At 63.9% G+C, this 26785-nt stretch carries 25 protein-coding genes and 1 tRNA gene; 10 read left to right on the top strand and 16 right to left on the bottom strand.

Annotation, left to right across the window (positions count from 1 at the left end):
* Positions 1 to 76: 76 nt before the first annotated feature.
* Both ABZ728_RS07685 and ABZ728_RS07680 read right to left on the bottom strand, forming a co-directional pair.
* Positions 77 to 742, bottom strand: a complete 666-nt coding sequence (locus ABZ728_RS07685; RefSeq protein WP_366655507.1) for a GNAT family protein — start codon at positions 740 to 742, stop codon at positions 77 to 79.
* A gap of 131 nt (positions 743 to 873) precedes the next feature.
* Positions 874 to 1401, bottom strand: a complete 528-nt coding sequence (locus ABZ728_RS07680; RefSeq protein ID WP_366655506.1) for a hypothetical protein — start codon at positions 1399 to 1401, stop codon at positions 874 to 876.
* A gap of 216 nt (positions 1402 to 1617) precedes the next feature.
* Here ABZ728_RS07680 and ABZ728_RS07675 point away from each other — a divergent pair, with 216 nt between their 5' ends.
* On the top strand, positions 1618 to 2451 hold the full coding sequence (locus ABZ728_RS07675; RefSeq protein WP_366655725.1) for a DUF3883 domain-containing protein: 834 nt from the start codon (positions 1618 to 1620) through the stop codon (positions 2449 to 2451).
* Positions 2452 to 2480: 29 nt separating this feature from the next.
* Here ABZ728_RS07675 and ABZ728_RS07670 read toward each other — a convergent pair whose 3' ends face one another.
* Positions 2481 to 3554 (bottom strand): tartrate dehydrogenase, encoded by a 1074-nt coding sequence (locus ABZ728_RS07670; RefSeq protein WP_366655505.1) that lies wholly within the window; start codon positions 3552 to 3554, stop codon positions 2481 to 2483.
* Between the two features lie 197 nt (positions 3555 to 3751).
* The gene (locus ABZ728_RS07665; protein WP_366655504.1) at positions 3752 to 4783 is read right to left on the bottom strand and encodes a Fe(3+) ABC transporter substrate-binding protein; all 1032 of its coding nucleotides are present in this window, start codon (positions 4781 to 4783) and stop codon (positions 3752 to 3754) included.
* A 265-nt stretch (positions 4784 to 5048) separates the two neighbouring features.
* Here ABZ728_RS07665 and ABZ728_RS07660 point away from each other — a divergent pair, with 265 nt between their 5' ends.
* From ABZ728_RS07660 to ABZ728_RS07650, 3 genes are all read left to right on the top strand, one after another.
* Entirely contained in the window at positions 5049 to 6773 is a 1725-nt protein-coding gene (locus tag ABZ728_RS07660; protein WP_366655503.1) for an iron ABC transporter permease, read from the top strand.
* Positions 6774 to 6883: 110 nt separating this feature from the next.
* Complete coding sequence (locus ABZ728_RS07655; protein WP_366655502.1) at positions 6884 to 8341, top strand: dihydrolipoyl dehydrogenase; 1458 nt, start codon at positions 6884 to 6886, stop codon at positions 8339 to 8341.
* 88 nt (positions 8342 to 8429) lie between these two features.
* Positions 8430 to 9353, top strand: coding sequence for an isocitrate lyase/phosphoenolpyruvate mutase family protein (locus ABZ728_RS07650; RefSeq protein WP_366655501.1), 924 nt, complete (start codon positions 8430 to 8432; stop codon positions 9351 to 9353).
* Here the strand turns inward: ABZ728_RS07650 and ABZ728_RS07645 are convergent.
* The 3 genes from ABZ728_RS07645 to ABZ728_RS07635 all read right to left on the bottom strand — a co-directional run bounded on the left by ABZ728_RS07645 (position 9343) and on the right by ABZ728_RS07635 (position 12559).
* Complete coding sequence (locus tag ABZ728_RS07645; RefSeq protein ID WP_366655500.1) at positions 9343 to 11895, bottom strand: autotransporter domain-containing protein; 2553 nt, start codon at positions 11893 to 11895, stop codon at positions 9343 to 9345. The two genes, ABZ728_RS07650 and ABZ728_RS07645, sit on opposite strands and share 11 nt — an antisense overlap.
* 217 nt (positions 11896 to 12112) lie before the next feature.
* Complete coding sequence (locus ABZ728_RS07640) at positions 12113 to 12322, bottom strand: hypothetical protein (RefSeq protein WP_366655499.1); 210 nt, start codon at positions 12320 to 12322, stop codon at positions 12113 to 12115.
* Between the two features lie 163 nt (positions 12323 to 12485).
* Positions 12486 to 12559, bottom strand: a tRNA-Gln gene (locus ABZ728_RS07635).
* Between the two features lie 192 nt (positions 12560 to 12751).
* On the opposite strand from ABZ728_RS07635, the gene ABZ728_RS07630 reads away from it, so the two are divergent.
* The 6 genes from ABZ728_RS07630 to thiD all read left to right on the top strand — a co-directional run bounded on the left by ABZ728_RS07630 (position 12752) and on the right by thiD (position 17879).
* Positions 12752 to 13708 (top strand): calcium/sodium antiporter, encoded by a 957-nt coding sequence (locus ABZ728_RS07630; protein WP_366655498.1) that lies wholly within the window; start codon positions 12752 to 12754, stop codon positions 13706 to 13708.
* An 81-nt stretch (positions 13709 to 13789) separates the two neighbouring features.
* Entirely contained in the window at positions 13790 to 14740 is a 951-nt protein-coding gene (tal, locus tag ABZ728_RS07625) for a transaldolase (protein WP_366655497.1), read from the top strand.
* Between the two features lie 402 nt (positions 14741 to 15142).
* Positions 15143 to 16093 (top strand): alpha/beta hydrolase, encoded by a 951-nt coding sequence (locus ABZ728_RS07620; RefSeq protein ID WP_366655496.1) that lies wholly within the window; start codon positions 15143 to 15145, stop codon positions 16091 to 16093.
* Positions 16094 to 16105: 12 nt separating this feature from the next.
* A complete protein-coding gene (locus ABZ728_RS07615; protein ID WP_366655495.1) occupies positions 16106 to 16648 on the top strand; it encodes an amino acid synthesis family protein in 543 nt (180 codons plus the stop codon).
* Positions 16649 to 16765: 117 nt separating this feature from the next.
* Complete coding sequence (locus ABZ728_RS07610) at positions 16766 to 16963, top strand: CsbD family protein (RefSeq protein WP_366655494.1); 198 nt, start codon at positions 16766 to 16768, stop codon at positions 16961 to 16963.
* 97 nt (positions 16964 to 17060) lie between these two features.
* Positions 17061 to 17879, top strand: coding sequence for a bifunctional hydroxymethylpyrimidine kinase/phosphomethylpyrimidine kinase (gene thiD, locus ABZ728_RS07605; protein ID WP_366655724.1), 819 nt, complete (start codon positions 17061 to 17063; stop codon positions 17877 to 17879).
* Positions 17880 to 17895: 16 nt separating this feature from the next.
* On the opposite strand, the gene ABZ728_RS07600 is transcribed toward thiD, so the two are convergent.
* The 9 genes from ABZ728_RS07600 to denD form a co-directional block, all read right to left on the bottom strand.
* Positions 17896 to 19506, bottom strand: a complete 1611-nt coding sequence (locus tag ABZ728_RS07600; protein ID WP_366655493.1) for a gamma-glutamyltransferase family protein — start codon at positions 19504 to 19506, stop codon at positions 17896 to 17898.
* 55 nt (positions 19507 to 19561) lie between these two features.
* Positions 19562 to 21079, bottom strand: coding sequence for a tripartite tricarboxylate transporter permease (locus tag ABZ728_RS07595; protein WP_366655492.1), 1518 nt, complete (start codon positions 21077 to 21079; stop codon positions 19562 to 19564).
* A gap of 52 nt (positions 21080 to 21131) precedes the next feature.
* Positions 21132 to 21590: a tripartite tricarboxylate transporter TctB family protein gene (locus ABZ728_RS07590; RefSeq protein WP_366655491.1), complete on the bottom strand. Its 459-nt coding sequence runs from the start codon at positions 21588 to 21590 to the stop codon at positions 21132 to 21134.
* 101 nt (positions 21591 to 21691) lie between these two features.
* On the bottom strand, positions 21692 to 22687 hold the full coding sequence (locus ABZ728_RS07585) for a tripartite tricarboxylate transporter substrate binding protein (RefSeq protein ID WP_366655490.1): 996 nt from the start codon (positions 22685 to 22687) through the stop codon (positions 21692 to 21694).
* On the bottom strand, positions 22687 to 22854 hold the full coding sequence (locus tag ABZ728_RS07580; RefSeq protein ID WP_366655489.1) for a hypothetical protein: 168 nt from the start codon (positions 22852 to 22854) through the stop codon (positions 22687 to 22689). Before ABZ728_RS07580 ends, ABZ728_RS07585 begins: the two co-directional genes overlap by 1 nt.
* Positions 22832 to 23845, bottom strand: coding sequence for a D-cysteine desulfhydrase (locus tag ABZ728_RS07575; protein WP_366655488.1), 1014 nt, complete (start codon positions 23843 to 23845; stop codon positions 22832 to 22834). The genes ABZ728_RS07580 and ABZ728_RS07575 overlap by 23 nt, the downstream gene beginning before the upstream one ends.
* A gap of 136 nt (positions 23846 to 23981) precedes the next feature.
* Positions 23982 to 24899 carry a LysR substrate-binding domain-containing protein gene (locus ABZ728_RS07570; RefSeq protein WP_366655487.1) on the bottom strand — a complete coding sequence of 306 codons (918 nt, stop codon included), beginning with the start codon at positions 24897 to 24899 and terminating at the stop codon, positions 23982 to 23984.
* Positions 24900 to 24995: 96 nt separating this feature from the next.
* On the bottom strand, positions 24996 to 25697 hold the full coding sequence (locus ABZ728_RS07565; RefSeq protein ID WP_366655486.1) for a class I SAM-dependent methyltransferase: 702 nt from the start codon (positions 25695 to 25697) through the stop codon (positions 24996 to 24998).
* On the bottom strand, positions 25690 to 26673 hold the full coding sequence (denD, locus tag ABZ728_RS07560) for a D-erythronate dehydrogenase (protein ID WP_366655485.1): 984 nt from the start codon (positions 26671 to 26673) through the stop codon (positions 25690 to 25692). Before denD ends, ABZ728_RS07565 begins: the two co-directional genes overlap by 8 nt.
* Between the last annotated feature and the right edge of the window lie 112 nt (positions 26674 to 26785).

Raw genomic sequence — 26785 nt, 5'->3', positions numbered from 1 at the left:
GTGGTTAATCCGCTGGCAACTGGAAGCCGTCTGCACTGCCAAAGCTGATAACTCGATCCAGAGACTGTATCTGGGCTCAACGATCGAACTTCAGCTTGCTTAGTTGACCTCCGGTCGCATCGAAGTTGTCTGCGCCCAACCAACCTTCATACCCCGCCCGGAGCTGGGGCCATTCGCTATCGATGATCGAGAACCATGCCGTGTCGCGATTGAGACCTTTGACCACGAGATGCTGCCGAAACACGCCTTCAAACTGAAAACCGAACCGCTCAGCCGCCCGCTTGGAGGGAACGTTCAGGTTGTTGCACTTCCATTCGAAGCGCCGATACCCAAGGCCGAAAGCGTAATCGGCGAACAGAAACAAAGCCTCCGTTGCCACGCGCGTCCGGGCGATGGCGGGGCCCCACATGATGCCGCCGATCTCGATCACCCCATTGGCGGTGTCGATGCGCATGAAGGACTGGCGCCCTTCCGCCCGGCCGGTATTCTTGTCGATAACGGCAAAAACCAGGGGATCGCTGCCGGCGGATACCTTCTCCACCCATCCTCTGAGGTCATCGAGATCGGACGGAGGCGTTTCGTAGAGGTATCGGAATCGCTCGTCCGCCCCCGGCGCCGCTGCCGCCTCATACAAGTGTGCCGAATGCTTTGCGGGGTCCAGCGGCTCCAGCCTGACGTAGACCCCTTCCAATGCTTTCCGCTCCGGTCCGGGGACGCCCCTCCAATTTCGCAGATCGGCCAAGACACTATCCTCACATAAGACGAGGGACCGCTCCCTCCAAATCATCGGGCGTGAGAATTACCACCGTTCCAGGGCGATTGGCACGTTTTTGCCAATGTGAGGCAACTTCGCGCCATGAAATTGCGGCATCGTCACGGATTGACAGACCGCTGACGCAGTGACTCAACTGCTTCGCTCGCCACACAATGGCCGGAAGCATTGGTGAAGCCGGCCAATTGCGGCCACGCTTCCGCTGAAAGAGTGATCCAGTTGCGCCGCTTGCCGATCCGGCCGGGCGCGTCGACGGTCCGGTGTGGCGGAACGTCTGCATTCTCCGGCCAGAACTCGTATCCCTCATAGGGGCGATCAAGCCTGGCTCGGAAAATCTCCTGTTGGCGTCGGGAGGCTCCAATGGAGAGCCAGCCCGACGGGTCGGGTTCGAGGGTGATGCCGATGTTAGTTCCGGCCAGGTCCGCCACGATCTCCAGGTGCTCGCCCCTGACTTGCGTATGGATGCGCAGCCCGAGGATACCGCCGGTGCCCGTTTCCAACACCCAGCGCGGCGCGAGGCGCAGGGTGGATGCGAAATCGTCGAGAGCAGCGGCAGCGCCGACCTCGGATGGCATCTCGCCGCCGGTCAGGCCGTCGGACCAGGATGGCCGGGTTGCTACTGCGTTCATCGGATCAACTCCAGGAAAACCGGCTCAGGCTCCACAACTCGAACACATCGCCGAGGCGGTGGTGCCCCGGAGCCTTCGCAAGGTCGTTCATGGCGCTGGCGTTACTGGCTGTCGGCCGGCGGGGTCGGGTGCGAGATTGCCGTGGGTCTTTGTTCGCCGCAATTCCAAACCCCGATGACTGATGACAACCAGCGTTGACGCCAATATCCTGGTGTGATGTCGAGCGGGCCCTGGACGGATGAAGAGAATGACCTGATCGTTGCGGATTATTTCGCGATGCTGGTCGACGATATCGCCGGGCGCCGCTATAGCAAGGCAGCGCACCGCCGGGCATTGCTGCCGCTTCTGCCCGGCCGCTCCGAGAGTTCCATCGAATTCAAGCATCAGAACATCAGTGCGGTGCTGAAAGGCTTCTCGGAAACCTGGATCACGGGCTATAGGCCCGCGTTCAGCTTTCAGAGGGCGCTTGAAGATGCCGTTCAGCGCTGGCTCGCGCGGAACCCGGATTGGCTCCAGCCGTCAGTTGCAAGTGCAGCCACAGGGCTCCGGGAGGATGCGCCGTTGTGGGTCGGGCCGCCGCCGACGTTGAGCAATCAGCCGCCGCCCGATGAACTGGGTGTGATGCTGGACCTCGCCCGGCGGTTCGACGCAGCGAAGCGCGAGGCAGCGAATCGCGCGCTGGGCCGCGCCGGCGAGGAGCGCGTGCTGGCGCATGAGCGCACCGTTCTTGAAAACGCCGGGCGGCCGGACCTGGCGCGCTCAGTCGTGTGGGAGTCCGAGGAGAACGGCGACGGTGCGGGGTATGACATCGAAAGCTTCACGCCCGAGGGGCGACCGCGGCTGGTCGAGGTCAAGACCACGAATGGCTGGCAGCGATCGCCCTTTCATATCACCCGGAACGAGTTGGCCGTCGCCGATGAGCGTGGCTCGGAATGGTGCCTGTTCCGGGTCTGGGATTTTGCCCGTGAACCGAAAGCGTTCGAGCTGTACCCGCCGCTCGATGCCCATGTGGCGCTGATGGCGACCGACTTTCAGGCCAGCTTCCTCTGACGCGGAAGCCGGCCCTTTCTCCCGATATGTTATACGTTCGAGCCCTGAATGGCCTTGATGACAGCGTCGGTGACTTCCCTTGTCGTGGCGGTGCCGCCGACATCGGGTGTCAGCACGCCGGCGCCGCAGACCGCATCGACCGCCCGCATCAGCCGGGCGGATGCGTCGGTTTCGCCAAGATGGTCGAGCATCTGTGCGGCAGTCCAGAATGTTGCCACCGGGTTGGCGATGCCTTTGCCGGTGATGTCGAAGGCCGAACCGTGGATGGGCTCGAACATGGACGGAAACCGGCGCTCCGGATCGATATTGGCGGTCGGCGCGACGCCCAGGCTGCCCGACAGAGCCCCGGCCAGGTCGGACAGGATATCGGCGTGCAGGTTGGTGGCGACGATGGTGTCGAGGCTCTGCGGCTTGAGGGTCATGCGCACGGTCATCGCGTCGACCAGCATCTTGTCCCAGGTGACGTCGGGGAATTCTTCGGCGACTTCGGCGGCGATCTCGTCCCACATGACCATGCCGTGGCGCTGGGCATTGGATTTTGTCACCACGGTCAGGAATTTGCGCGGCCGGGACTGGGCCAGCTTGAAGGCATAGCGCATGATGCGGGTAACACCGGCGCGGGTGAAGATCGCCACTTCGGTGCCGACCTCTTCAGGCATGCCGCGGTGGGTCCGTCCGCCGTTGCCGGAATATTCACCCTCGGAGTTCTCGCGCACGATCACCCAGTCCAGATCGCCGGTTTTGACGCCACGCAAAGGGGAGGTGATGCCCGGCAGGATGCGGGTCGGGCGAACATTGGCGTACTGGTCGAATCCCTGGCAGATGGGCAGGCGCAGCCCCCAGAGCGTGATGTGATCCGGCACGTCCGGCGCGCCGACGGCGCCGAAATAGATGGCGTCGAATGCCTTGAGCTGTTCCAGGCCGTCGTCGGGCAGCATCGTCCCGTTCTTGCGGTAAAAATCCGAGCCCCAGTCGAACGTCTTCACGTTGAATTTCAGATCGCCCATCCGCTGTTCCAGCGCGGCCAGAACTTCGGTGCCGGCGGATATCACTTCCGGCCCGATACCGTCGGCCGGAATGGCGGCGATTGAATATTCACGCATTGTCGAGATCCTTTTTCGGTCAGGCCTGTTCGGCATTCATCGTCGAGATTGGTGCCACATCAGCCGAAGCCGGAACAGGTTTATCATCTCATCGTAATGCGTCTCAGTCGGCTGTGCCGATCCCGGAGACGACAAAGGGGCGGGCGAAACCGCCCGCCCCTTGCGCCTGTCACTGGCGGGCGACAGTCGGCGTTGGCCTAGCGCCAGCCGGCGCGGTCCATCATCCGGACCGCTTCCGGATTGTAGCGGCCGAGAACGGAGACGTTCACGTCGTCGGTCTGGATGTCGCCCCACTCAGCAAGCACCGGCCCGGCATCGACGCCGTCGACAACCGGGAATTCGCTGTTGCCTACGGCGAAGTGCTGCTGCGCTTCATCGCTGGACAGAAATTCCAGGAAGGCGACGGCGTTGTCGTGATTCGGTGCGTTCCGGACGACGCCCGCGCCGCCGACATTGACGTGTGCGCCGGTCGTTTCCTGATTCGGGAAGATCAGGCCGACCGCGTCGGCATGCTGCTGATTCGTGGGATCGTCGGACTGGTGTAGCCGGACCCAGTAATAGTGGTTGGCCACGGCGTAATCGCATTCGCCAGTGGCGGCGCCGCGGATCTGGTCGGTATCGCCGCCCTCGGGGTCGCGGGCCATATTGTCGACCAGTCCTTCCAGCCAGGATTCGGTCTCTTCGGCGCCGAGGTGATACAGCCGGGACGCGACGAGGGACTGATTATAGATGTTGGTCGATGACCGGATGCAGACGTTGCCGTCGAGGTCGGGGCTGCCCAGTTCCTCGTAGGTGGCGATGTGGTCGTCGCCGACACTTTCCTTGTTGTAGTAGATCAGCCGCATGCGCTGGGAAAATGCGTACCACTTCCCGGTGGGCTCGCGCAGTTCCTCCGGAATGCGCTCGTTCAGCACTTCGGAGTCCACCTCGGCGAAGATGCCGGCGTCCTGAGCCCGCCACAGGCGGCCGGCATCGACGGTGATCAGAATGTCGGCCGGCGAGGCCTCGCCCTCGCGAGCAATTCGCTCGATGAGCTGATCGCTGTCGCCTTCGATGACGTTGACGGCGATCCCCGTTTCCTCCTCGAACATGGCGTACAGCTGGTCGTCGCTGTCGTAGTGACGGGCGGAGTAGATGTTGACCTCCTGTGCCAGCGCAGGGGCGGTGGTGAGAACCGCCAGCGCAACGACGGCAGTGCCGCGCGCGAGGGCTTGGGCTCGACAAACCATGAAGAAACTCCTTGACTTTTGGCCTGCTTGATTCGGAAACCAGCAGGCGGGAATCGAATGCACGGGGTTCGGGGCTGGCTATTGCGAATGGATCGCATTCGCAGGATGAACCTTTACCATCTCGCTTCATGATGTCAAGACTTGGTCTCCGACGGATTCCGGGTTGGCAGGAAGTCCTGTATCCCGAACAACGGTTGCCGGGCCGGTCATCGGGCCGATTGGTGCCGGGCGGAGCCGGCGCCGAACAGAACGACAGATGGTGGATATGAGTAGCCCGTATTTCTTCAGCCCGGATCGATTGAAAATCCTGGTTCATCGGCTGCGGCCGGATATGTGGACCATAGTGACCTTGGCGGTATCGGCGATTGTGGCGCTGCCGATCCTGACCATTGCGGGCGGGCTTCTGGTGCCTGTGCCCGATATCTGGTCCCATCTGGCAGCGACGGTGTTGCCGCGGTATCTCGTGAACACAGGGCTATTGATGGTCGGGGTCGGCGTTCTGGTCCTGATCATCGGCGTCGGAACCGCATGGCTGGTGGCGACCTGCGATTTTCCCGGGCGCCGCATCTTCGAATGGGCGCTGCTGCTGCCCTTCGCGATGCCGTCATATGTCATCGCATACGCGTACACCGATTTTCTCCAGTATGCCGGCCCTGTGCAGAGCGCGCTGCGCGAGACCTTTGGCTGGGGCCGGGACGATTACTGGTTCCCGGATGTCCGCTCGCTGTCGGGTGCAATCGTCCTGTTCGGGCTGGTATTCTATCCGTACGTCTATCTGCTGTGCCGGGCAGCGTTCGTCGGCCAGCCCGGCCACCTGCTGGAAGCCGGACGGTCGCTGGGCCGGTCCGCGACGTCGGTGTTTGTCTCGGTGGCGATACCGATCGCACGGCCGTCGATCGTTGCCGGGCTTTCGCTGGCCCTGATGGAGACGCTGGGCGAGTTTGGCGCTGTTCAGTTCTTCGGAGTCGATACCTTCACGACTGGCATTTACCGCGTCGGCTTTGGCATGGGCGAGCAGGTCGCCGCTGCGCAGTTGGCGGCCATTCTGCTGATCTTCGTTCTGGTGCTGATCGCTCTGGAGCGCACCGGCCGCCAGCGCGCGAAGTTTTTTTCGCGCTCGGTCGGCGGGCGGCCGCGCCAGCCAAGCCGTCTCGGACCGCTTGCCGGTGCAGGCGCCTTTGCGGCTTGCCTCGTGCCGATCTTTTTTGGCTTCCTGTGCCCGGCCGCCTTGTTGGCTTATATGCATTTCACTGTGGGCGATGCCCGGCTAGGCACCGAGTTTGCGGGTTATGCCTGGAACAGTTTCACGCTTGCCGCCATCACGGCGGTGCTGGCGGTCAGTCTGGGGGTGGTCATGGCCTATGGCGCCCGCCAGAGCCGATCGCCGCTGACCCATGCGGCCACGAATTTCGCCTCCATGGGGTACGCCGTCCCCGGTTCCGTCGTCGCGGTGGGTGTACTGATTCCGCTGGCCGCCCTGGACACACGGCTGAACGCCTGGCTGAGCGACGCGTTCGGCCTTTCCGTCGGACTGATTTTGATCGGCACGGTCTTCGGACTGATTTTCGCCTATCTCGTCCGCTTTCTGGCGATATCGTTCGGCACCGTCAGCGCGGCCCTGACCAAGATTACGCCCTCCGTCGATGAAGCGTCCCGTTCCCTCGGCCACGGCCGGATATCGACACTATTCCGCATTCACATCCCGATGATGCGCGGCAGCCTGCTGGCGGCGATGATCCTGGTGTTCGTGGATGTCATGAAAGAACTGCCGGCAACGCTCATGTTGCGGCCCTTCAACTATGATACGCTGGCCGTGCGGGCGCACCAGCTGGCCAGCGACGAACGGCTGAGCCAGGCGTCGTCGTCGGCCCTGACGATCGTTCTGGTCAGTCTGCTGCCCGTGATCATGTTGTCGGTGGCGATGCACCGCGACGAGCGGAGCGAACGTCGGCCATCGGTCGCCATTCGCCTGTCGCGCCGCAAGGAATAGCCTCGGCGCATCAGTCGACGGTCCAGCACATGCGGCTGCGGAACCCGAAGGTGCGCTCACGGGTTGACAGGGCACAGTTTGCGCGTCTTCAGGCAGCAGGAGTACGGACCATGAGGGATGTGGATGTCGCCATCATCGGCGCGGGCAGTGCCGGGCTTTCCGCGCAACGCGAAGTGGCTCGCAAGACCGACAGCTATGTCGTCATCGACGAGGGGCCGCTGGGCACGACCTGCGCCCGGGTCGGCTGCATGCCGTCGAAAGCGCTGATTCAGGCCGCCAATGACTTTCACCGCCGCACGGTTTTCGAGGGCGAGGGCATACGCGGCAGCGACGGCCTGACCGTCGACGGCGCCGCCGTCATGCGTCACGTACGGGATTTGCGGGACTACTTCGTCGGTTCGGTGCTCGACCGGATGGAGCGCTGGCGGGCCGATCATCTGGTGGAGGGCCGCGCCCGGTTCGTCGACCCCCACACCCTCGACGTCGACGGCACGACGATCCGCGCCCGGCGGATCGTTCTGGCCACCGGGTCGCGCCCGGTCGTGCCGGAGGCTTGGAAGTCGCATGAACAATGGCTTCTGGACACCGACGGCATCTTCGAACTGGATGCGCTGCCCCGGCGCATGGCCGTAGTCGGCCTTGGCGTCATCGGACTGGAACTGGGACAGGCGCTGGGTCGGCTTGGCGTCGAGGTCGTCGGGCTGTCGATGGACAAATCGTTGGGCGGGCTGACCGATCCCACGGTTCAGGACTATGCTGCCGAGACCATCGCCGCCGAAATCGAGACCGGATTCGGCAAGGCCGATATCGCCGGTCCTGAGGGGGATGGAATCGCCGTGACCCTCGACGACGGCCGCCGCTGGATCGTTGACCGGGTATTGCTTGCGCTCGGCCGCCGACCCGCCTTTGACGGGCTTGGTCTGGATGCAATCGGCCTGCTGGACGGGGACGGGAACATGCCGGATATCGATCCGAGCACCCTGCGTGCAAAAGGGAGCGATATTTATGTTGCCGGCGACGCGACGGGCGCGCGGAAGCTCCTGCACGAGGCGGCCGACGAGGGCGCCATTGCCGGGTATAATGCCGTCGCCGGTGACGACCATCGCTTCACCCGCCGCATGGCCATGGCGGTGACGTTTTCGGACCCTGAAATCGCGATGATCGGTGAAACCCATCGGCAACTGACCGATCGCGGCGCGGATTTCGTGACCGGCGCGGTTTTGTTCGATCGTCAGGGCCGGGCGACGATCATGCAGCGTGCGCGAGGCATGGTTCACGTCTATGCCGACCGCACGTCCGGCACCATTCTGGGAACGGAGATGATCGCACCGGGGGCGGAGCATTTCGCGCAGTTCTTCTCGCTCGCCATCACCATGGAACTGACGGTTCAGGATATTCTGAAACAGCCGTTCTACCATCCGGTGCTGGAAGAGGGGCTGAGGACCGCCTTTCGCGACGCGGCGTCGAAATCGGCAGTGCCGGCCGATGGGATCGAGTTGTTGCGGTGCGAGGAACCACCGGTCGGCGGATCGATGGATGCTGCTGTTACGAGCGGCAGCCGGGCCTGAATCGCGACGTCTCCGGCCGCGCAGCGTCGACAGCGGGCCCTGGGCGCGGTATTCCTTTGTATGCGAAAAATGGAGGAGATGCACCGCGATGACGACGACCCCGCAACCGCCCCGCCCGTCGCTCAAGGCCCGTTTGGCCGCGCCCGAAATTCTCGTTGCCCCCGGCGTTTATGACGGCCTGACGGCGGCCCTAGCCGAGGATGCCGGGTTCGAGGCGGTCTATCTGTCGGGCGCTGCCGTGGCCTATACAAGGCTCGGACGACCCGATATTGGCCTGACCACGGTGTCGGAGGTGACAGACACGCTGGCCATGATCCGCGACCGGATCGCCCTGCCGATCGTTGTCGATGCCGATACCGGGTTCGGCAATGCACTGAATGCACAGCGCACGATCCGCACCCTAGAGCGTGCGGGCGCCAATGCCTTGCAGGTGGAAGATCAGACTTTCCCCAAGCGGTGCGGCCATTTGCGCGACAAGACATTGATCGGCGCGACCGAGATGACGGGCAAGATCGCGGCCATGGCCGACGCCCGCGCCAGCGACGAGACGCTGATCATCGCGCGCACCGACGCGATCGCGGTCGAAGGGTTCGAGGCGGCGCTGGAACGGGGTGAGCGCTATATCGATGCCGGTGCGGATGCGCTGTTCGTCGAGGCGCCGCGCTCGCGGGATCAGATGGCGGCCATCGTCGAGTCCTTCGGCGATCGGGTGCCGCTGATGGCCAATATGGTCGAAGGCGGCGCGACGCCGCTCGCCGAGGCCGAAGACCTTCAGGCGCTGGGATTCTCGCTGGTGATCTTTCCCGGCGGCATCGTGCGCGCCGTTGCCCGCACGGCGCGGGACTACTACGCCGGGCTGAAGGCGACCGGCTCCAATGCCGCATTCGCCGACCGGATGTTCGACTTCGGTGGCCTGAACGCCCTGATCGGAACCGACGCGATCCTCGAACAGGGCGAACGCTATGCCGCTGGTAAGTCGGGCGGCAAGCCGGGCGGCAAATCTAGAACCTGATCGACAGCCGGGCGCGGGCGCCGTGCTCGTGCCCGGCATCGTCGAAGCGCCCATCATAAGAGGCGCCGAAGGTCACGGCATCGCTGACGGCAACATCGATGCCGGTCTCGATCAGCGCGGCGTCGCGGCCCAATGGCGTGCCATCGACGTTGAACGCGGTTCCGCCCCCGAATGCAAGGCGCGTGGACGGCGTGACGTCATCGAGCGTTTGCTGCCAGGCGAGCGATCCGCGCAGTGTGGTCGTCATGCCGGAGACCGCAAAATCGGTGGCGGCGCGTAGCCCGATCGTCGAGAAGGTTGCCGCCGCGTCGGCGCTTTCCGCCGCCAGGGCTGCAGCGCCGCCGGATTCCGAAAAGGACGACACGTCGTGCCGGGTATGGGCAAGGCCGACGAACGGCTGCAGTTGGACCGGCTCCAGCGAAACGTCGTACGCGGCCTCGCCAAAGACCTGAGCGGTGCGGGCATCGTAGGACGCTGTCGGCCGGTCGGTGAACCCGGCGAAGGCGATGCTGCGGTCGGTCTCGATCTCGTGCCAGCTATGGCTGGCGCCGGCGATAAACCGCCAGGGTCCGACAGCCGTCCCGCCATAGACGCCGAGATGCAGCGTGTCGCCGGTCGCGGACGAAGCGCGGTCGTCGACCGATGCCGAGGATCGGCTGCTGCCGGCGGTCACGCCCAACCGCGTCCGCTCGCCCAGGCGCACATCGCCGCCGAACAGCAGGCCGCGCTGGTCGTGGTCCATCGCCGCGGCGTTGCCGTCGGACTCCGCATGGCCCCAATTGCCGAAAGCCTGTGCCCAGGTGGTGAATTGCCCCTCTGCCGATCCGGCAGTCGTCATGTCGGATCCGGCGACCGCGTCGCCGCCGAGATCGGCGGCCCGATGGACGATCGACCGGCGAAGCTGGCCGGTCTGTTCGAGCAGCGCCGATTGCACCGAGGCGTGGATCTCGCCGGAGATCTGGTCCAGCGCGCCGCGTGCCGTCGGTGCACTCAGGACGCTCAGGGCATCGTAAAGATCGTTGCCGAGTGACAGGCTGTCGGCGCCGTCGCCAGCCGCCCGCTGGTTTGCCGTTTCGGCCACGGCGGCGAACGCGATGTTGTTGCGCAGCAGGCGCAAGGTGACATCGTTGCTGCCATAAAGCAGCGACGGATCGAGGAAGTAGTAATCAGACGTAACGCCGTCGAACCGCGTGCCGTCGAAACCGTTCGTGGCAGTCAGGATTACATAGTCGGCCGAGGGACGATAGGCGCCGTCCTCGCCGATATGGGTGACCGTTCCGTCGAGAAAAGCCGTGCCGTTGACCACGATGAGGTCGCTGGCGGCGCCGGTGGGGTTGACCTCGACCTCGTAGACGGTGCCGGAGTTGAACGTCAGATCACCGTCGACGGTCAGGGTGCCGATGGAATTGCCCGGCGCCACCGTGGCCCCGGACTCCAGCACCGTCGGTCCGACGCGCCCGGTTCCCGACAGGCGTGATCCGCTGGCGAAGGTCGTCGTGCCGCCGAGGGTGCCGTTGACGACCAGTTCGCCGCCGCTGAGCGCCGTGGTCCCGTCGAAGTCGCCGGAATCGCCGGTCAGGATCGTCCGGCCTGAAAGAAAACGCAGCGCGCCGTCGCCGGTGATGGCCGGGGCAAAGGTGTAGCCGGTATCGGTGTGATTGAAGACGACCGCGCCGGTGCCGTCGCCGAAGGCGACTGTCGCTGCCCGGACTTGTCCCGGCGCGACCGGCGTTTCGCCCTCGGCCGCGCCGATGTTGAGGGTACCGGTAGCGTCGCTGTTCTCTGCGATGGTTGCCGTGCCTGTTCCGCCGCCGACCACGACCCTGCCGCCATTCGATAGAGTCAGTGTGCCGTCGGTCGCGCCCGTTTCTCCCCTTCCGACAGATAGCCCATTGCCGATTGTCCAGAGGGACGAGGCGCCGTCGATCCGGACCGATCCTTCGCCGGAGTTTCTGCCGATGAAGCCTTCTTCGCTCTCGACCTGGCCGCCATTCAGGATTGACATCGATCCGGTGCCCGTGCGGCCGACCGCAAGTTCGCCGCCGACGAGCAACGTACTTCCGGCATCCCTTATGGTCGCGGTCCCGACATCGCCCGGCAATATGGCGATGAAAGTGCCTCCCCCCGTACTGACACTTCCACCGTCCCGAATCGTCATGTCACCGGAACCAGACCAACCGATGTTCAGAATCTTTTCAGCACCCGTAGTCAGGGTAGAACCGATACCTTCGACCACCAGTTGACCCATGTCGCCGCCACCGTTGGCGATGATGATCTGAGCCGTCTCGGCCGATCCGCCCCCTGCGACGACCGCTGGCGGTGCCGTATTGATGAAAGTGTCGGTCGAACTGCCCGGAACGCCGCTGGTCCAATTGCCGGCTTCAAACCAATCGGTATCGACATTGCCGTTCCAGGACGTCCCACCATTCGCTTCGGCGTCGGGGAGGGTAATGGCGGCAAGGGCAAGGGCGGATGCGAGGCCGGCGGTGGGGCGTCGGATCCACGCCAGCCGGGTGGTCGACGATTTCGGGGCAATGGGCATGGGTGGAGTCGCCTGTCAATGCTGTTTGGCTAGAGCCAGAAATGCAGCCCAGATTTAGCCAAATCCCAAAAAAAGGAAAGCTTTTCACGACAGGGTGATAATGTTTTTAACCAAGCGATCTGACAGTGTTGGCCCCAACTGCACAACTTTTCGGCTTTATCCGGGTTTCGCCCGCTGCGGCAATGTTTGCAACGACTTGCCGCAGCGCCGGACGGCCTTAGTCGACGGTGCCGTTTTCCTCGACCGGTTCGGAGTCCGGATCCACGACCACACCGTCCACGACATCGCCTGTGTCCTGGCCGGCGAAGTAGAAGTACGCCCCGCCCAGCAGCAGGATCACGATGATCAGCGATATGATCAGGATGCCGCGGGTGTTGCCGCGCTTCGTCGACTGTCGAACGCGTTGCGGGTCCTCGTCATGAGCCATGTACTGCTCCCTCCGGTCCACTTTTCGATATGCGATCTTCGCAGCGATACAAGGACAGATGTATGGAGGCGCGACCTAGGCGGCAAGCCCATGCAGCCGTCTCATTGGGGGGAGCGGAAGGGAGAATCGGCCCAATCGGCGTCAATGTTCGCGAGGAAAAGATTGGCTGGGGCGCCAGGATTCGAACCTGGGATGACGATACCAAAAACCGTTGCCTTACCGCTTGGCCACGCCCCAGCACTGCGCGGCGCCCTATGGCGGCCGCCGCGACGCCGGAAACCTAATCGGTTCGCCCGTGGAGTGCAATAGGTCTTTCGCTGAAAAAAATGCTGCATCGCGGGGTGCAACGGCTTGCGCCGGCTCCCCATCTGAACCCCTCGCGGACACAGGCATTCCGGCCGTCGTCGCAGACAAAGGGCAACAACAATCATGTCTGTCTATCTGGAACTCCTGCTCGGTTTGATCCTGCTCGTCGCGGGCGGCGACGCACTGGTCCGGGGTGCGGTGGCGCTGGCCCGCCGGTTCGGCATCTCGCCGCTGCTGATCGGGTTGACGCTGGTCGGTTTCGGTACTTCCACGCCGGAACTGGTGACCAGCATTCAGGCCGCATTCGCCGGTTCGCCGGGCATAGCTGTCGGCAACGTTGTCGGCAGCAACATCGCCAATATCCTGCTGATACTCGGCGTGGCGGCCGTGATCTCGCCGCTGGTGGTCGCCCGCGCGGCGTTCCTGCGCGACGGCACCGTCTCGGTGCTGGTCGCCGTACTATGTGTCGGCATGATCCTCGTCGGCGATCTCGGCCGCGTTGTCGGCCTCGTGTCGGTGGGGCTGCTTGCCGCCTATGTCATCTACACCTATCGCGCCGAACGCGTTGGCAGCAGTCCGTCTGCAGTGGTTCACCAGTCGGAAGCGACCCTCGCCGAACCGGGCCCGCGGTCCGTGTGGGTGGCCGCCGCCTTTACGGTCGGGGGGCTGGTGCTGACCATTGTCGGCGCTCGGTTCCTGGTTTCCGGGGCCATCGACCTGTCACAGGCAGCGGGCGTGCCCGAAACCGTGGTCGGTTTGACGGTGGTGGCTATCGGGACATCGCTGCCGGAACTCGTGACGTCGATCATTGCGGCGCTGCGCCGGCAGTCGGATGTCGCGTTGGGCAATATCATCGGCAGCAACATCTATAACGTGCTGGGCATTCTGGGCGTGACGGCGATCGTGCATCCGATCTCCGTGCCGCCATCGATCGCCGCTGTCGATGTCTGGGTGATGCTGGCCGCGACGCTTGGGATGGTCGCGTTCGCGGTGACCGGATCGCGGATCAGCCGGGCAGAGGGCGGCATTTTCGTTGCTGCCTATATCGGCTATGTCGGGTATCTGGTCGCCAGTTTATAGGTTTCGACGCCGTGCGGATCGTCAACGAGGCGCGGCCCGTGCTATAGCCAGATCATCGTCATTGCAGGGAATCGGAGAGGCATGATGCCGAACAGACTTGAGAGCCTTAAGGAAAGCACGGTCATCGTTGCCGATACCGGGGAGATCGAGACGATCCGCCGTCTCAAGCCCCAGGACTGCACAACGAACCCGACATTATTGTTCAAAGCCGCCGGATCGGAGGCGTATCAGTCGGTGGTCGCCGGTGCCATCGATCGCGCCAAACAGAAGTCGGGCGCGGACGTACATGCCGTCGCCGACATGCTGGCGGTATCCTTCGGCAGCGAACTGCTGAAAATCGTGCCGGGCTATGTATCGACGGAGGTCGACGCCGACCTGTCGTTCGACACGGCCGCCACGATCGACAAGGCGAAGCGGCTGATCGATCTGTACGCCGATATGGGCGCGGATACCGACCGCGTGCTGATCAAGATCGCGTCCACCTGGGAGGGCATTCGTGCCGCCGAACGTCTGCAGAAGGACGGCATAAAGTGCAATCTGACCCTGCTGTTCGGCATGCATCAGGCCGTTGCCTGTGCCGAAGCCGGGGTCACGCTGATCTCGCCGTTCGTCGGCCGCATCCGCGACTGGTTCGTCAAGGCCGGTCATACGGATTTCGATGACGAGAACGATCCCGGCGTCGTTTTCGTCCGGCGGGTCTATTCCTATTACAAGCGGCACGGATACGACACCATAGTCATGGGCGCGTCGTTCCGAACGCTGGGCGAGATCGAGGCACTGGCCGGCTGCGACCGCCTGACCATCAGCCCGGCACTGCTGGACGAGCTGGCCGGCCAGGACGGCGCGGTCGAGCGCAAGCTTTCGCCGAACCTCGCCGGACGCTTCGGCGAAGACAAGCTGGACGCGTCCGAAGCTGCCTTCCGCTGGGGCATGAACGAAGACGCCATGGCGACGGAAAAGCTGGCCGAAGGCATCCGGATGTTCAACAAGGATCTGGTCGCGCTGAAGAAGCTGCTGGCGGAGAAGCTTTAGCGGCCGCGAATGCGGGGGATGATATACGGGTGACGGCCCCGCCGCCCCATCCTGATCGCCCCCGCCTTATCGCCCCCGCCTTATCGTCCCCTCCTGACCGTCCCCGACACCGATCGGGGACCCCGAGCCGGATGCGCCCGGTTCGTGTGTCACGATCGAGAGTTGCTGCGCGAGGTCCCGGTTCTGCATCGCAGCATTTCATGCCGCAATGCGCCCGGGACGATCAGGGTGAGGAAATCATTATTCCCGCAATCAATGTCAGGGGCGACCAGAGGATGGTGCGGACTGATGGCGCCAGAACGCTGTTGCGCTGCATACCTTCGCATTCTAGATTTCTGGCAACAGACCGTTCCTGAATTCCTCCTGGGCCGATTCCCGGGCCCATTACCAGGTTAACCCGTCATGCCCTCCGACGACGCAACTTCCAGCCAGACCACGTCGAAAGTCGGCGCAGTCTGGGGCGGAATGGACCAGGCGACGCTCGATGCGGCCTATGACCAGACGGTCTATGCGCCGAACCGCCGGCAGATCCTCGATCGTTTTGCCGCCAGCAGTGAGCGGGTGCGGCAGCGTCTGGGAGCGCCGTTGCGGTTTGCTTATGGCAGCGGCGAGCGCGAACGCATGGACGTCTATCCGGCTGCATCATCGACACCGGCGCCGGTCCAGATTTTTATCCACGGCGGCGCATGGCGATCCGGACTGGCCGAGCGATACGGCTTTCCGGCCGAGACATTCGTTCGGGCCGGAGCGCATTTCGTGGTGCCTGATTTCGACTGGGTTCAGGATCACGACGGCGATCTGATGCCGATCGCCGACCAGATCCGGCGCGCGATCGCCTGGGTCTGGCACAATGCCGACTCCTTTGGCGGCGACCGGAACCGTATCCACTTGTCGGGCCATTCCTCCGGCGCTCATATGGCGGCGGTGGCGCTGACGACGGACTGGCCGGTGGCCTTCGACGTTCCGGCAGATGCGATCAAGAGCGCCCTGTTGTGCAGCGGCATGTACGAAATGCGGCCGGTAAGGCTGTCGGCCCGAAGCACCTATGTGACCTTCAGCGACGAGAGCGAGGCAGCACTCAGCCCCATGCGCCATCTGGAAACCGTGGCGCCGCCGTTGGTCGTCGCGTATGGAACGCTGGAAACACCGGAATTCAAGCGACAATCGGCCGATTTCGCCGACGCGATGACCGCCCGCGGCCATCCGGTCCGGCTTCTGATTGCCGAACACTGCAACCATTTCGAAATTCTGGAAACGCTGGCCAATCCATACGGACTGCTGGGCGCAGCCGCCCTTGATCAAATGACCGTGAACCGGATGGAACCGGAAGTCGCCGGTTCCGCGCGCCGATAAAGGACCCTGCCCATGGTACCGATACGAAAGCTCGTCACGCTGCGTGAGACCATCAACTCCGAGATGGGCCGCGAACTGCCGACGCCGATAACCCGAGCGCTTGGAGCAGCCGTCATCGCCAATCCGTATGCCGGTCGGTATGCCGAAGACCTTGGCGATCTGTTCGCCATCGGCGGGGACCTTGGTGGGCGGATCGCCGCCGAAGTTGCCGGTCTCCTTGTCGGGCCGGCCGTCGCCTATGGCAAGGGCGCGCTGGTGGGAATGTCCGGAGAGATGGAGCACGGCGGTGCCTGTATCCATCCGATGCTGGGCAAGCCGATGCGCGGCGCGATCGGCGGCGGCGGCGCGGTGATCCCGTCAAACGTCAAGATGGCGGCGCTGGGAGCGTCGCTGGATGTCCCGCTCGGCCACAAGGACAATGTCTGGTCGTTCGATCATTTCGATACCATGACGGTGGCCATCGCCGATGCGCCGCGCCACGACGAGATCGTGGTCGTGCTGGCCTTTGCCGATGGTGGACGCCCGTTCCCCCGCTGTGGCGCAGGTCCGGTCTGAGCTTGTCTGAACGTTTGGAACAACTGACCACCTTCCTGTGTTGGTAGACCAAGGTGCCTCTTGGGCACCGTTACCCCGGTGCCCATCGGCACTGCCACCAACGAGGGAGAGATCTCGATGAACTGGGATCAGATCGAAGGCAAATGGACCGAATACACCGGCAAGGCTCAGCAAAGGTGGGGCAAGCTGACCGAGAACGACCTGCAGGAAGTCAAGGGCAACCGCCGCGAACTCGCCGGTAAACTCCAGGCGCGTTACGGCTATGCCAAGGAAGAGGCCGAACGTGAAATCGATGATTGGCTGAACAAGCAATAACCGGCGGCGACTGAAAACGTTCGGAACGTTGGCGGCGCCCGGGGTCCGGGCGCCGCAGACTCTGTCGATCGGACGCCTGCCGGAGAAAAAGGTGACGATGATTCCGAACGTGTTGAGTATTGCCGGTTCCGACCCATCGGGCGGGGCCGGCATACAGGCAGACCTGAAGGCTTTCTCGGCGCACGGCGCCTACGGCATGGCCGCACTGACCGCATTGACGGCCCAGAACACTCGCGGCGTGACCGGGGTAGAGACGGTCCGGCCGGGCTTCGTCGCCGATCAGATCGCCGCCGTGTTCGACGACGTCCGCGTTGATGCCGTCAAGATCGGAATGATCGCTTCGGCGGAGATCGCCGACGCCGTTGCCGATATCTTGCGGCGTGTCTGCGACGCACCGATTGTTCTGGACCCGGTGATGGTGGCCAAGGGCGGCGCGCGGCTGCTGGCAGAGGATGCGATCGAGGCCGTTCGCCACCGCCTGATGCCGCTGGCGTTCATCGTGACCCCGAATGTTCCGGAACTTGCCGTCCTAACCGACAACATGCCGGCCCCGGACCGCGCTGCACTATCGGCGCAAGCGGCGGCGTGTCTGCATCATGGCAGCAGAGCCATACTCGCCAAAGGTGGCCATCTCGACGAAGCCGCGTCGCCGGACGTTCTCATCATGGCCGGCGACGGTGACGGGCACGCGCCGGTCTGGTTCGAGGGGATGCGCCATCTGACATCCAATACCCACGGTACCGGCTGCACGCTGTCCTCGGCGATCGCCGCCAGACTGGCGCAGGGCGATGATGTCCACGCGGCTGTCGAGACAGCAAAATGCTATATCGACCGGGCGATTGCCGGGGCGGACCGGCTGTCGGTCGGAAGCGGCCACGGCCCCATTCATCACTTCGTCGATCTGTGGGAACGCTGACGCGAGGGACTGCCGTCTACAGGATGGCTGCTTCGCCGTCGGTGCGCGGGTCGGTCCCGCCGGCCAGCACCCCGGTCGCGTCGTCGCGCTGTATGATCTGCCCCCGCCCGAATCCGGTCTCATCGAGCTGCGGCTGCACCGCATGGCCCCGGCGCGCGAGACGCTGGGCGATATCCGATGGGAAATGCGGCTCGACGGCAATGCGCCGACCGCCCTGCCACAGCCAGCGTGGCGCGTCGAGCGCGGCCTGCGGATTCATGCCCAGATCGAGCATGTTGGAAAGCACCTGAAGGTGCCCCTGAGGCTGCATGTAGCCGCCCATGACGCCGAACGGGCCGACGGCCCGGCCGCCGCGCGTCAGGAACCCCGGGATGATCGTATGGTAGGGCCGCTTGCCCGGCGCCAGGGCATTGGGATGACCGGCATCCAGCGAGAATTCGCGCCCACGGTTGTGCAGCGCGATGCCTGTTCCCGGTACCACGACGCCGGACCCGAACCCCTTGTAGTTGCTCTGAATCAGCGAAACCATGTTGCCCTGTCCGTCCGCGGCGGCCAGATAGACCGTCCCGCCGGGCCGCATGCCGACCGGCTGCGGGTCGGCGGCCGTCGGCCCGATATCCGAAAGGCGGGCCCGCGCATAGGCATCGGACAACATCCAGTCGGTCGGCACGGGCCCATGCGCGGGATCGGCGATATGCATCTGGCCGTCGACGAATGCCGCTTTCAGCGCTTCGATCAGCGCGTGTTGCCGTTCGCATTCGTCGCCGGGCGCAAAATTTGCGGCCTTGAGGATATTGAGCGCCATCAGCGCAATGATCCCCTGGCCGTTGGGCGGTATCTGCCAGACCTCGTGATCGCGGTACGTCGTGGAAATCGGCGTCACCCATTCAGGACGATGGGCGGCGAGGTCGGCGGCCCGCAGCGGCGCGTCGAATTGCCGGGCGAACGCGTCGATCTTTTCCGCCAACTGGCCTTCATAGAAATCGCGTGCACCCGACGCGGCGATCCGGGCCAGCGTCGCAGCCTGATCGGGCGACCGCCAGACCGAACCAATTTCCGGCGCAGCGCCGTTGCGTGTGAAGGTTTCGAACCAGGGTGCGAATTCCGGCCCGGAGAGCGTCCGGGCGAACGACTCCGCGGCCTTCTGCCAAAGTTTGCCCAGCATCGGCGCGATGGCGAAACCATCGCGTGCATGGGCGATCGCCGGCTCGAACAGCCGCTCGAACGGCAGCACGCCGAAACGTTCGGACAATGCCGCCCAGGCGCTGGGTGTGCCGGGAACGGTGACCGTCATCCAGCCCTGCTGGGGCATCGTCTCGTGTCCGTCCGCGCGAAGCCGGTCGATCGAGAGACCCTGTGGGCATTGGCCGCTGGCGTTCAGGCCGTGCAACTTGCCGTCCAGCCATACCAGGGCGAACGCGTCGCCGCCGATGCCGTTGGAGGTCGGTTCGACCACCGTCAGGCACGCCGCCGTGGCGATGGCGGCGTCGACAGCGTTGCCGCCCTGGCGCAGCATGTCGAGTCCGGCCTGCGCCGCCAGCGGCTGCGACGTCGCCACCATGCCCTTGTGGCCATACCGCATGAATCGCCGCGACGGATGGGAATAGGAGAGTGCGTCATAAGTCATGGGAACTCCATCGCGTCGGAGGCGGGGCATCAGGGAGCGCAGGACAGGGGCCGCGTCAGGTGGCCTCCCGCGATCTGGCACTGCGCACTTCCTGCCAGGTGGCGAATATGACCGATGCGGCAGTGAACAACAGCAGGGCCAGCGAAATCGGGCGGGTGAGGAAGGTCATGACGTTGGGGTCGAGCTGCAGTGCCCGGAACAGATTGACCTCCAGAGACGGACCCAGGACGACGCCCAGGATCAGCGGCGTCAGAGGCACCCCGGCCTTCACGAACAGATAGCCGATGACGCCGAAGACCAGCAGTGTCCAGATATCGACGATGCTGTTGTTCAACGCATAAGCGCCAACGGCCGCGAGCATCAGGACCATGGGAACCAGGATCGACGTCGGAACCAGCGATATTTTGGCGAAGAACCGGATCAGCACCAGCATCGAAACCAGCATGAAAACGCCGGCGACCACGATGCTGACATAGATGCCGCCGATCAGCACCGGCTGATCGACGAACAGGCGCGGGCCGGGATTGAGGCCGTGCAGAATGAAAACGCCGTACATGATCGCCATGGTCAGGCTGCCCGGGATGCCGAGCGTCAATGTCGGGATCAGCGCGCCGCCGATCAGGGCGCTGTTCGATGCCTCCGTCGCGACGATGCCGTCAGGGATGCCAGTGCCGAACGATTTGGATTTGCGCGAGAACTTCTTGGCCTGATCATAGCTGACGAAATTGGCCGCTGTGCCGCCGACCGCCGGTATGGCGCCGACGACACTGCCGATGAAGCTCGACCGCAGGAGATTGAGCTTCTGGCCGAGCATGTCCTTGACGATCCGGGCATACGGAATGTCGATCCGCGCCATCTGGAGATTTCGTTCCAGCGAGCCCTGGGGCGACTTCAGGCGCTTGGTCTCGGTCTCGACCGCATCCATCAACTGCGAGAAGGCGAAGACGCCGATCAGGACCGGCAGCATCTCCACGCCCTGCGCCAGGGCGTCGAACCCGAAATCGAACCGGATTTGCCCGCCCGGCGACGGGCCGGTGGTGGCGATAAGCAGCCCGATGGCACCGGCGATACAGCCCTTGAGCATGGCGCCGGAGGATAGCGAACCGACCAGCGTAATGGCAAAGATGACCAGGGCGGTGATCTCCCACGGTCCGAAATTCAGGCTGAACTGGGCCACCAGCGGCGCGATCGCGACCAGCACCCCGACACTGAATACCGTCCCCAGAAACGACGACGCGATGCCGATGCCCAGTGCCCGGCCGGGCTCGCCGTTCTTTGCCATCGGAAAGCCGTCGAACACTGTCGCGATCGACGAGGGCGTGCCGGGAATGCCAAGCATGATTCCCGATATCATGCCGCCGGCATAACCGCCAACCAGGATGCCGATCATCAGCGCAAGGCCGCTGGTCGCGTCCATTGCGAAGGTGAACGGAAACGCGAGCACGATGCCCATGGTGACTGTAAATCCGGGGATGGCGCCAGCAATGATGCCGGCGATGACCCCGATCAGGATCAGCAGAATCCGGTCTAGGACCATGATCTCCTGAATCGACTGAAAGATGAAATGATCCATTGTCGCTCCAGCGAAAGGCGGCCATGTGGTTGGGACGGCTGGTCCGGGCTTCTTACGGCAGCCAGATGCGCAGGACCTGACTGAAGATGTAGGATATGGACAGCGTCGCGAAGATCGTCACGGCGGCCGCGATCCCCAGCGTTTTTGCGTCGGTCCGGCGCGCGATCATGATCTGGCCGGCCATCAGGAAGACCAGCGTCGCGGGAACGAAGCCGACAACCGTCAGGGCGACGACATAGACGCCGAACAACGCGAACAGGGCAATGACGAGCCAGTATTCCCTGGCGAAGACACGGAAGTCGAACTCGACGTTTTTCAGGCCGTGCCGTTCGGTGACAAGCGACCTGATCAACAGGATCGCCGACAATCCGGCGATGATAAGCAGTATGAAGCGCGGGAAGACTTCAGGGCCGGCGCGGAACCGGGAGGCTTCGGGGAAATTGAAGGTTTCCCAGTACATCAGCGCGCAGAAAACCAGCATTCCCAGCGAGAGGGCGATGTTTCGCGTCATCCGGTCGGATCCCGTGTGGCGGTGTATTCACGACGGAACCCGCCCCCGGAATGGGAGCGGGTTCAAGGCCTGCCGGTCAGGACCGGCCGGAACCGCAACGACTACATGTCGATGTTTTCGGCCGTCCGTTCCAGTGTCGTCTGGACGTTCGCCACGAACTCTTCATACTCTTCCGGCGGCAGATAACGGACGATGGAGCCGAGTTCGTCCTCGATCTGCTGACTGAGATCCGGAGATTGCGCGACGGCTTCGATTGCCGCCGACAGGGTCTCGATGATCGGCTCGGGCGTGCCCAGCGGCGCGAAGAAGCCCCGGCTGGTGGCGTGCTCCATTTCATAGCCCAGTTCGACGAAGGTCGGCGTGTCGGGCATCTGCGGCAGCCGTTCCTCGTGCGCGACGGCGAGGGCGGTGAACGTGCCTTCCTCGATCTCGCTGCGGGCGGAGGTGTAGTTGGTCATGGTGCCGGCGATCTCGCCACGCTGGACCGCGACGATCGCGTCGCCGGTGCCTTCATAGTCGATCATGCGAAGGCTGCCATCTTCCAGGCCGATCGCGTCCATCATCATGGCGACGAAGAAATGCGACGTCGATCCCGGCGTGATGCCCCAGGCAAGTTCGCCCGGATTCTCGTTCACATAATCGATGAACGCGTCCAGGGAGTCGATGCCGAGATCGGAACTGATCGTCGCCATGTTCGGCGTCTGTGTGATCAGCGAGATCGGCTCGAAGGCATCGAACGAATAGTCGACGACGCCGGAAAGATATGCGGCCGCGATCACATCGTGGCTGCCCAGAATGGTGTAGCCGTCCGGATCGGCGTTGCGGACTTCGCGCGAGCCGATCGTGGCCGACGCCCCGGACATGTTGACCGGAACAACGGCAACGCCGAGTTCATCCTCCAGCTCGGTGGCAACCAGACGGAAAATGATGTCGGTCGCGCCGCCGGGTGAATAGGGAATGACCAGCCTGATCTGCTCGTCGGGATAATTGGAAGTGTCGTCCGCCATCGCGGTGGCGGTTGTCAGACCGGAATAGGCCGAAAACGCCAGTCCGGCGGCGACAGTGGTCGAAAGGGTCCGTTTGATGCTATTGGCCATCAATAATAAGCCTCCTGTGGTACTGCTTCATTTTTCGCAGGCATGATCACTTTCATGCTCACGAATGGTGCGGTCAACGATTCTTCTTCCGCCTTGTCTTCTTCAGGGGTCAAGCCCGCTGTTTTCAGTGTTGCGGTTCGGGCGTCAGGCTCCGGCTGGCGGATCATCGAAGGCCCACTGATAACCGAACAACCCGACGGCGCCGCCGGTGTGAAGGAAAAGCACCGTTTCTTTCCGGGAGAATACGCCCTTGTGGACAAGGTCGATCAGCCCGGCCATGCCTTTGCCGGAATAGACCGGATCGAGCAGCAGGCCTTCCAGCCGCGCCGTCGTCCGCACGGCGTCCACCATGCCGGGGGTCGGATGACCGTAGCCGTCGCCGATATAGCCGTCGGCCGCACGGACCGAGGCGCGCGGTACGGCCGGTGCGCCGATCAGGTCGGTGATCTTGTCTGTCAGGGCATGAACGCGGCTTTCCTGGGTCTCGCTGTCGAAGCGGACGCCGATGCCGTGGACCGGAATATCCATCCCCAGAGCAGAAAGACCGGCGAGAATGCCGGCCTGGGTGCCGGCGCTGCCGGTCGCGTGAACGATATGATCGACGGCCAGCTTCTGATCGCGCAATTGTATCGCCAGTTCTTCGACCATGGCGACATACCCCAGACCGCCGAGCGGGTTCGACCCGCCGCCGGGAATGACATAGGGCACGCCGCCGGCGCTGCGGACGGCTTCGGCTTCGGCGTCGAGTTCGGCCGCCATGTCGCTGCCGCCTGGACGATAGGCAACCTCGGCCCCGAACAGGGTATTGAGCCAGACATTGCCCGAGGTTTCATATTGCGACGGTGGATTGCTGAGCCGTTCTTCCAGCAGCACCCGGCACTTCAATCCCAGCCGGCAGGCTGCGGCTGCTGTTTGACGGACATGGTTTGACTGGACGGCGCCCTGGGTCAGCACGGTGTCGGCGCCCTCGCGGACCGCGGCGGCCATAAGAAATTCCAGCTTGCGCGCCTTGTTGCCGCCGGTCGCCAGACCGGTGCAGTCATCGCGCTTGACCAGCAGGTTCGGGCCGCCAAGGTCCGCGGCAAGGCGGGCCATGGGCTCGACTGGTGTGGGCAGATGGGCGAGGCGGATGCGGTCGAAGCCGCTCAGATCCAGCATGGTCTCGGTTCACCTTTTCGGGCGGCGCTGCTGTGCCGCGTTGTCCGGCGGCGCCGCAGTGCCGCTGTGCCGCATGGTATTGCACGAAGGTTAGGGACCCCCGGCCATGCCTGTCCAATGCCCGATCGGTATCGCATTATGCCTCAGGCGCATCGGCCGTGCTTCCGATAACGGCCCAGGCCTCGTCGATCAGCGGCACTCCGGGCGTATTACGCCGCGACGCCCGTATTTCCATCGGGACGTGCCATTCCTTGCCGCCGGCGGGGACGAGTGCCGCCCGAGCCAGATCTTCGGCGACCATGCTTTGTGGCAGCCAGGCCAGGCCGAATCCGGCCTGAACGCAGCGCCGGAGAACTTCCGTCATCGAGTTCTTGAACACGGTGCGCAGATGGCAATTCCGCAACGGCGCCGCCAGTGCCGACTCCAGACCGCGTTGCAGCATGGCGTCGTCGCCATAGGACAGAAAGGCGGCCTCGGCGCCCGGATGGCCGGTCAGGGTGTGGATTGGCTGGCCCCCCTCGTCGGGCGCACTGACCGGAACCAGGCTGTCATGGCCGATCACCATGCTGATGGCGTCGCCTTGATGTTCGGGCCGGTCCTGCGCCGACAACGAGAACGAGAACATCAGGTCGGCTTCGACGGCAAACAGCATGTCGATGCAGCGCTGATGATCGTTGGCGGACACGTTGCACAGCGTCCCGGGCAACGCCTGCTCCAGACCCATCACCACCGAAGGCAGGATGCCCATGGCCAGGGTGTGGATCGCGGCGATATTCAGGGTTCTCGCTTCTTCGGAGCGGTCGCGCGCGGCCAACTGGCGAAAGATCGTGAACCGCTCCTCGAATTCGGTGGCGAGTTCGAAGAACGCCGCGCCGATCCGCGTCGGTGCGATCGGCTGGGCCGACCGGTCGAGCAGAGGCGCGCCGATCCACTCTTCCAGCGCCTTGATGCGGCGGCTCAGGGCGGGTTGAGTCAGGTTGCTCTCGCGGGCCGCGCGGGAAAAGTTACGGACCCTGACCAGGCAGAGAAAGTTCTGTAGAACGCGAAAGTCCATGGCATGCCTGTCGTGGATGGTGCGGTGCAATACCGAAGTGTACCATCGTCTGTCACGATTGGCTTCAGGGATGGTTCCGGACGGTGCCGCCGCCGGTCAGGCCTTTTCGAACAGGCGCACCGTTGGGCTGGGCGCGGTCATCGACCAGCCAAACTGCGTCGCGATCCACACCATCGTTTCCGGGCGATAGAACACAACGTGGCTAAGCTCGCGGATGTAATGCCAGCCGGCGAATGCATCGTCGTCGTAAAGGATCGACGTCATGACCGCCAGCACGCCGCCTGGCACCAGCAGGCTGTCGAGCAGCGTGAATTCGCGTGTCGGATCGTGGAAATGCTCCGCGACCTCGGTGCAGGCGATGGCGTCATAGCGTCGTTTGAGCAGGCGCCCGTCGGGACGAAAAAACGGATCGAAGTCGACGAACCGGTGGCCGCGTTCGTCCATCATGACCGACAGTGTCGGCCCCGGCCCGCAGCCGAAATCAAGCCCATCCGCCTGTGCCACACCCTTTTCGGCCAGACGAAGACACAAGGGTTCGACCGCCTTGTTCAGAAAGCGGCGATAGCCGGGATCGTCAGGCCGGTTGTCGTGATGGCCATATTCCGCCAGTTCGGCATCGGCGTCCGGACGCTGCGCCGGGGCCAGCCAGGTGAGCAGGCAGTTCGGGCACCGCAGGTATCGGCGCCCGTTGACTTCGGCGAAGTGCCGCCCGCTGCCGACGGCACAGAGCGGGCAGGGCGCGGCCGTTGTGTTCTCGGCAGGAGAATGTTTGGACGCCGAAAAGAGATTATCAGGCAATGCGGCCCTGCAATTCATCCTCGATGAAGATGTTGATTATGTCCTCGAACCGGCTTTCCGACCTGAAGCCCAGATCGAGCGCCCGGCGGGTGTCGAATGCTTCCGGCCAACCCGCGACCATGGACTGGATGAACGGATCGGGCTCCCGCCGGATACGGTCGACGACCTTTTTCCCGGCCACTTTTTCCAATGTGGCGATCATCTCGCCCACGGTGATGTCCAGACCCGGCATGGTCATGGAAACCGGATGTCCCAGTGTCGCCTTGTCCAGGCCGGCGGCATGGATCAGGAATCCGACCGCCGAACGCGGACTGGCCACCCAGTGCCGGACCGACTCGTCGACTGGCAGGATCGCTTCCGTGCCCTGCAGCGGCTCGCGGATGATGCCGGAGAAGAAGCCGGACGCCGCCTTGTTGGGCGCGCCGGGGCGGACGACGATGGTCGGCAGTCGGATGCCGACACCGTCGAGCAGACCGCGCCGGGTATAATCCGACAGCAGCAATTCGCCGACCGCCTTCTGTGTGCCATAGCTGGTCAGGGGCGTGTGATACCAGGTGTCCGGAATCGGGTCGGGGAAGGGCGCGCCGAACACGGCAATCGACGATGTGAACACCAGCCGCGGGCAATAGTCGTCTCCCGCCAGCCGGATCGCTTCGACCAGATTGCGCACACCGTCGAAATTGACCCGGTAGCCGAGCTCGAAATCCTGCTCGGCCTGTCCGGAAACGATGGCCGCCAGATGAAAGATGACGTCGGGCCGGTCGCGAACCAGATCGGTGGTCGCGTCGGCACCGGCCATATCGCCGGTCCTGACGCGGACGTCGATGCCGGAACCTCCGGCGGTGCGGTCGCTGGCGACGACATCCGCCAGGGTCAGCGTATCGATCTTGCGTCCGTTCAACTGGCCGTCGCCGATCAGGCGGTCGGTCAGCTTGCGGCCGACCATTCCGGCGGCGCCGATCACCAACACATGCATGGGCTTTTCCTCGAAACTTCGATGTTTGTCGTATCCGCCTTCGAACGGATCGGATTGAAGTCGAAGCCTAGCAGGCAATACGGGAATATCCAATACGGGGTCCGAAACGGCA

This window comes from Fodinicurvata sp. EGI_FJ10296 (assembly GCF_040712075.1).
Lineage (GTDB): Bacteria > Pseudomonadota > Alphaproteobacteria > DSM-16000 > Inquilinaceae > JBFCVL01.
Note: the sequence above shows the minus strand (reverse complement) of the source record. Positions and strands in the feature narration are given on the sequence as shown.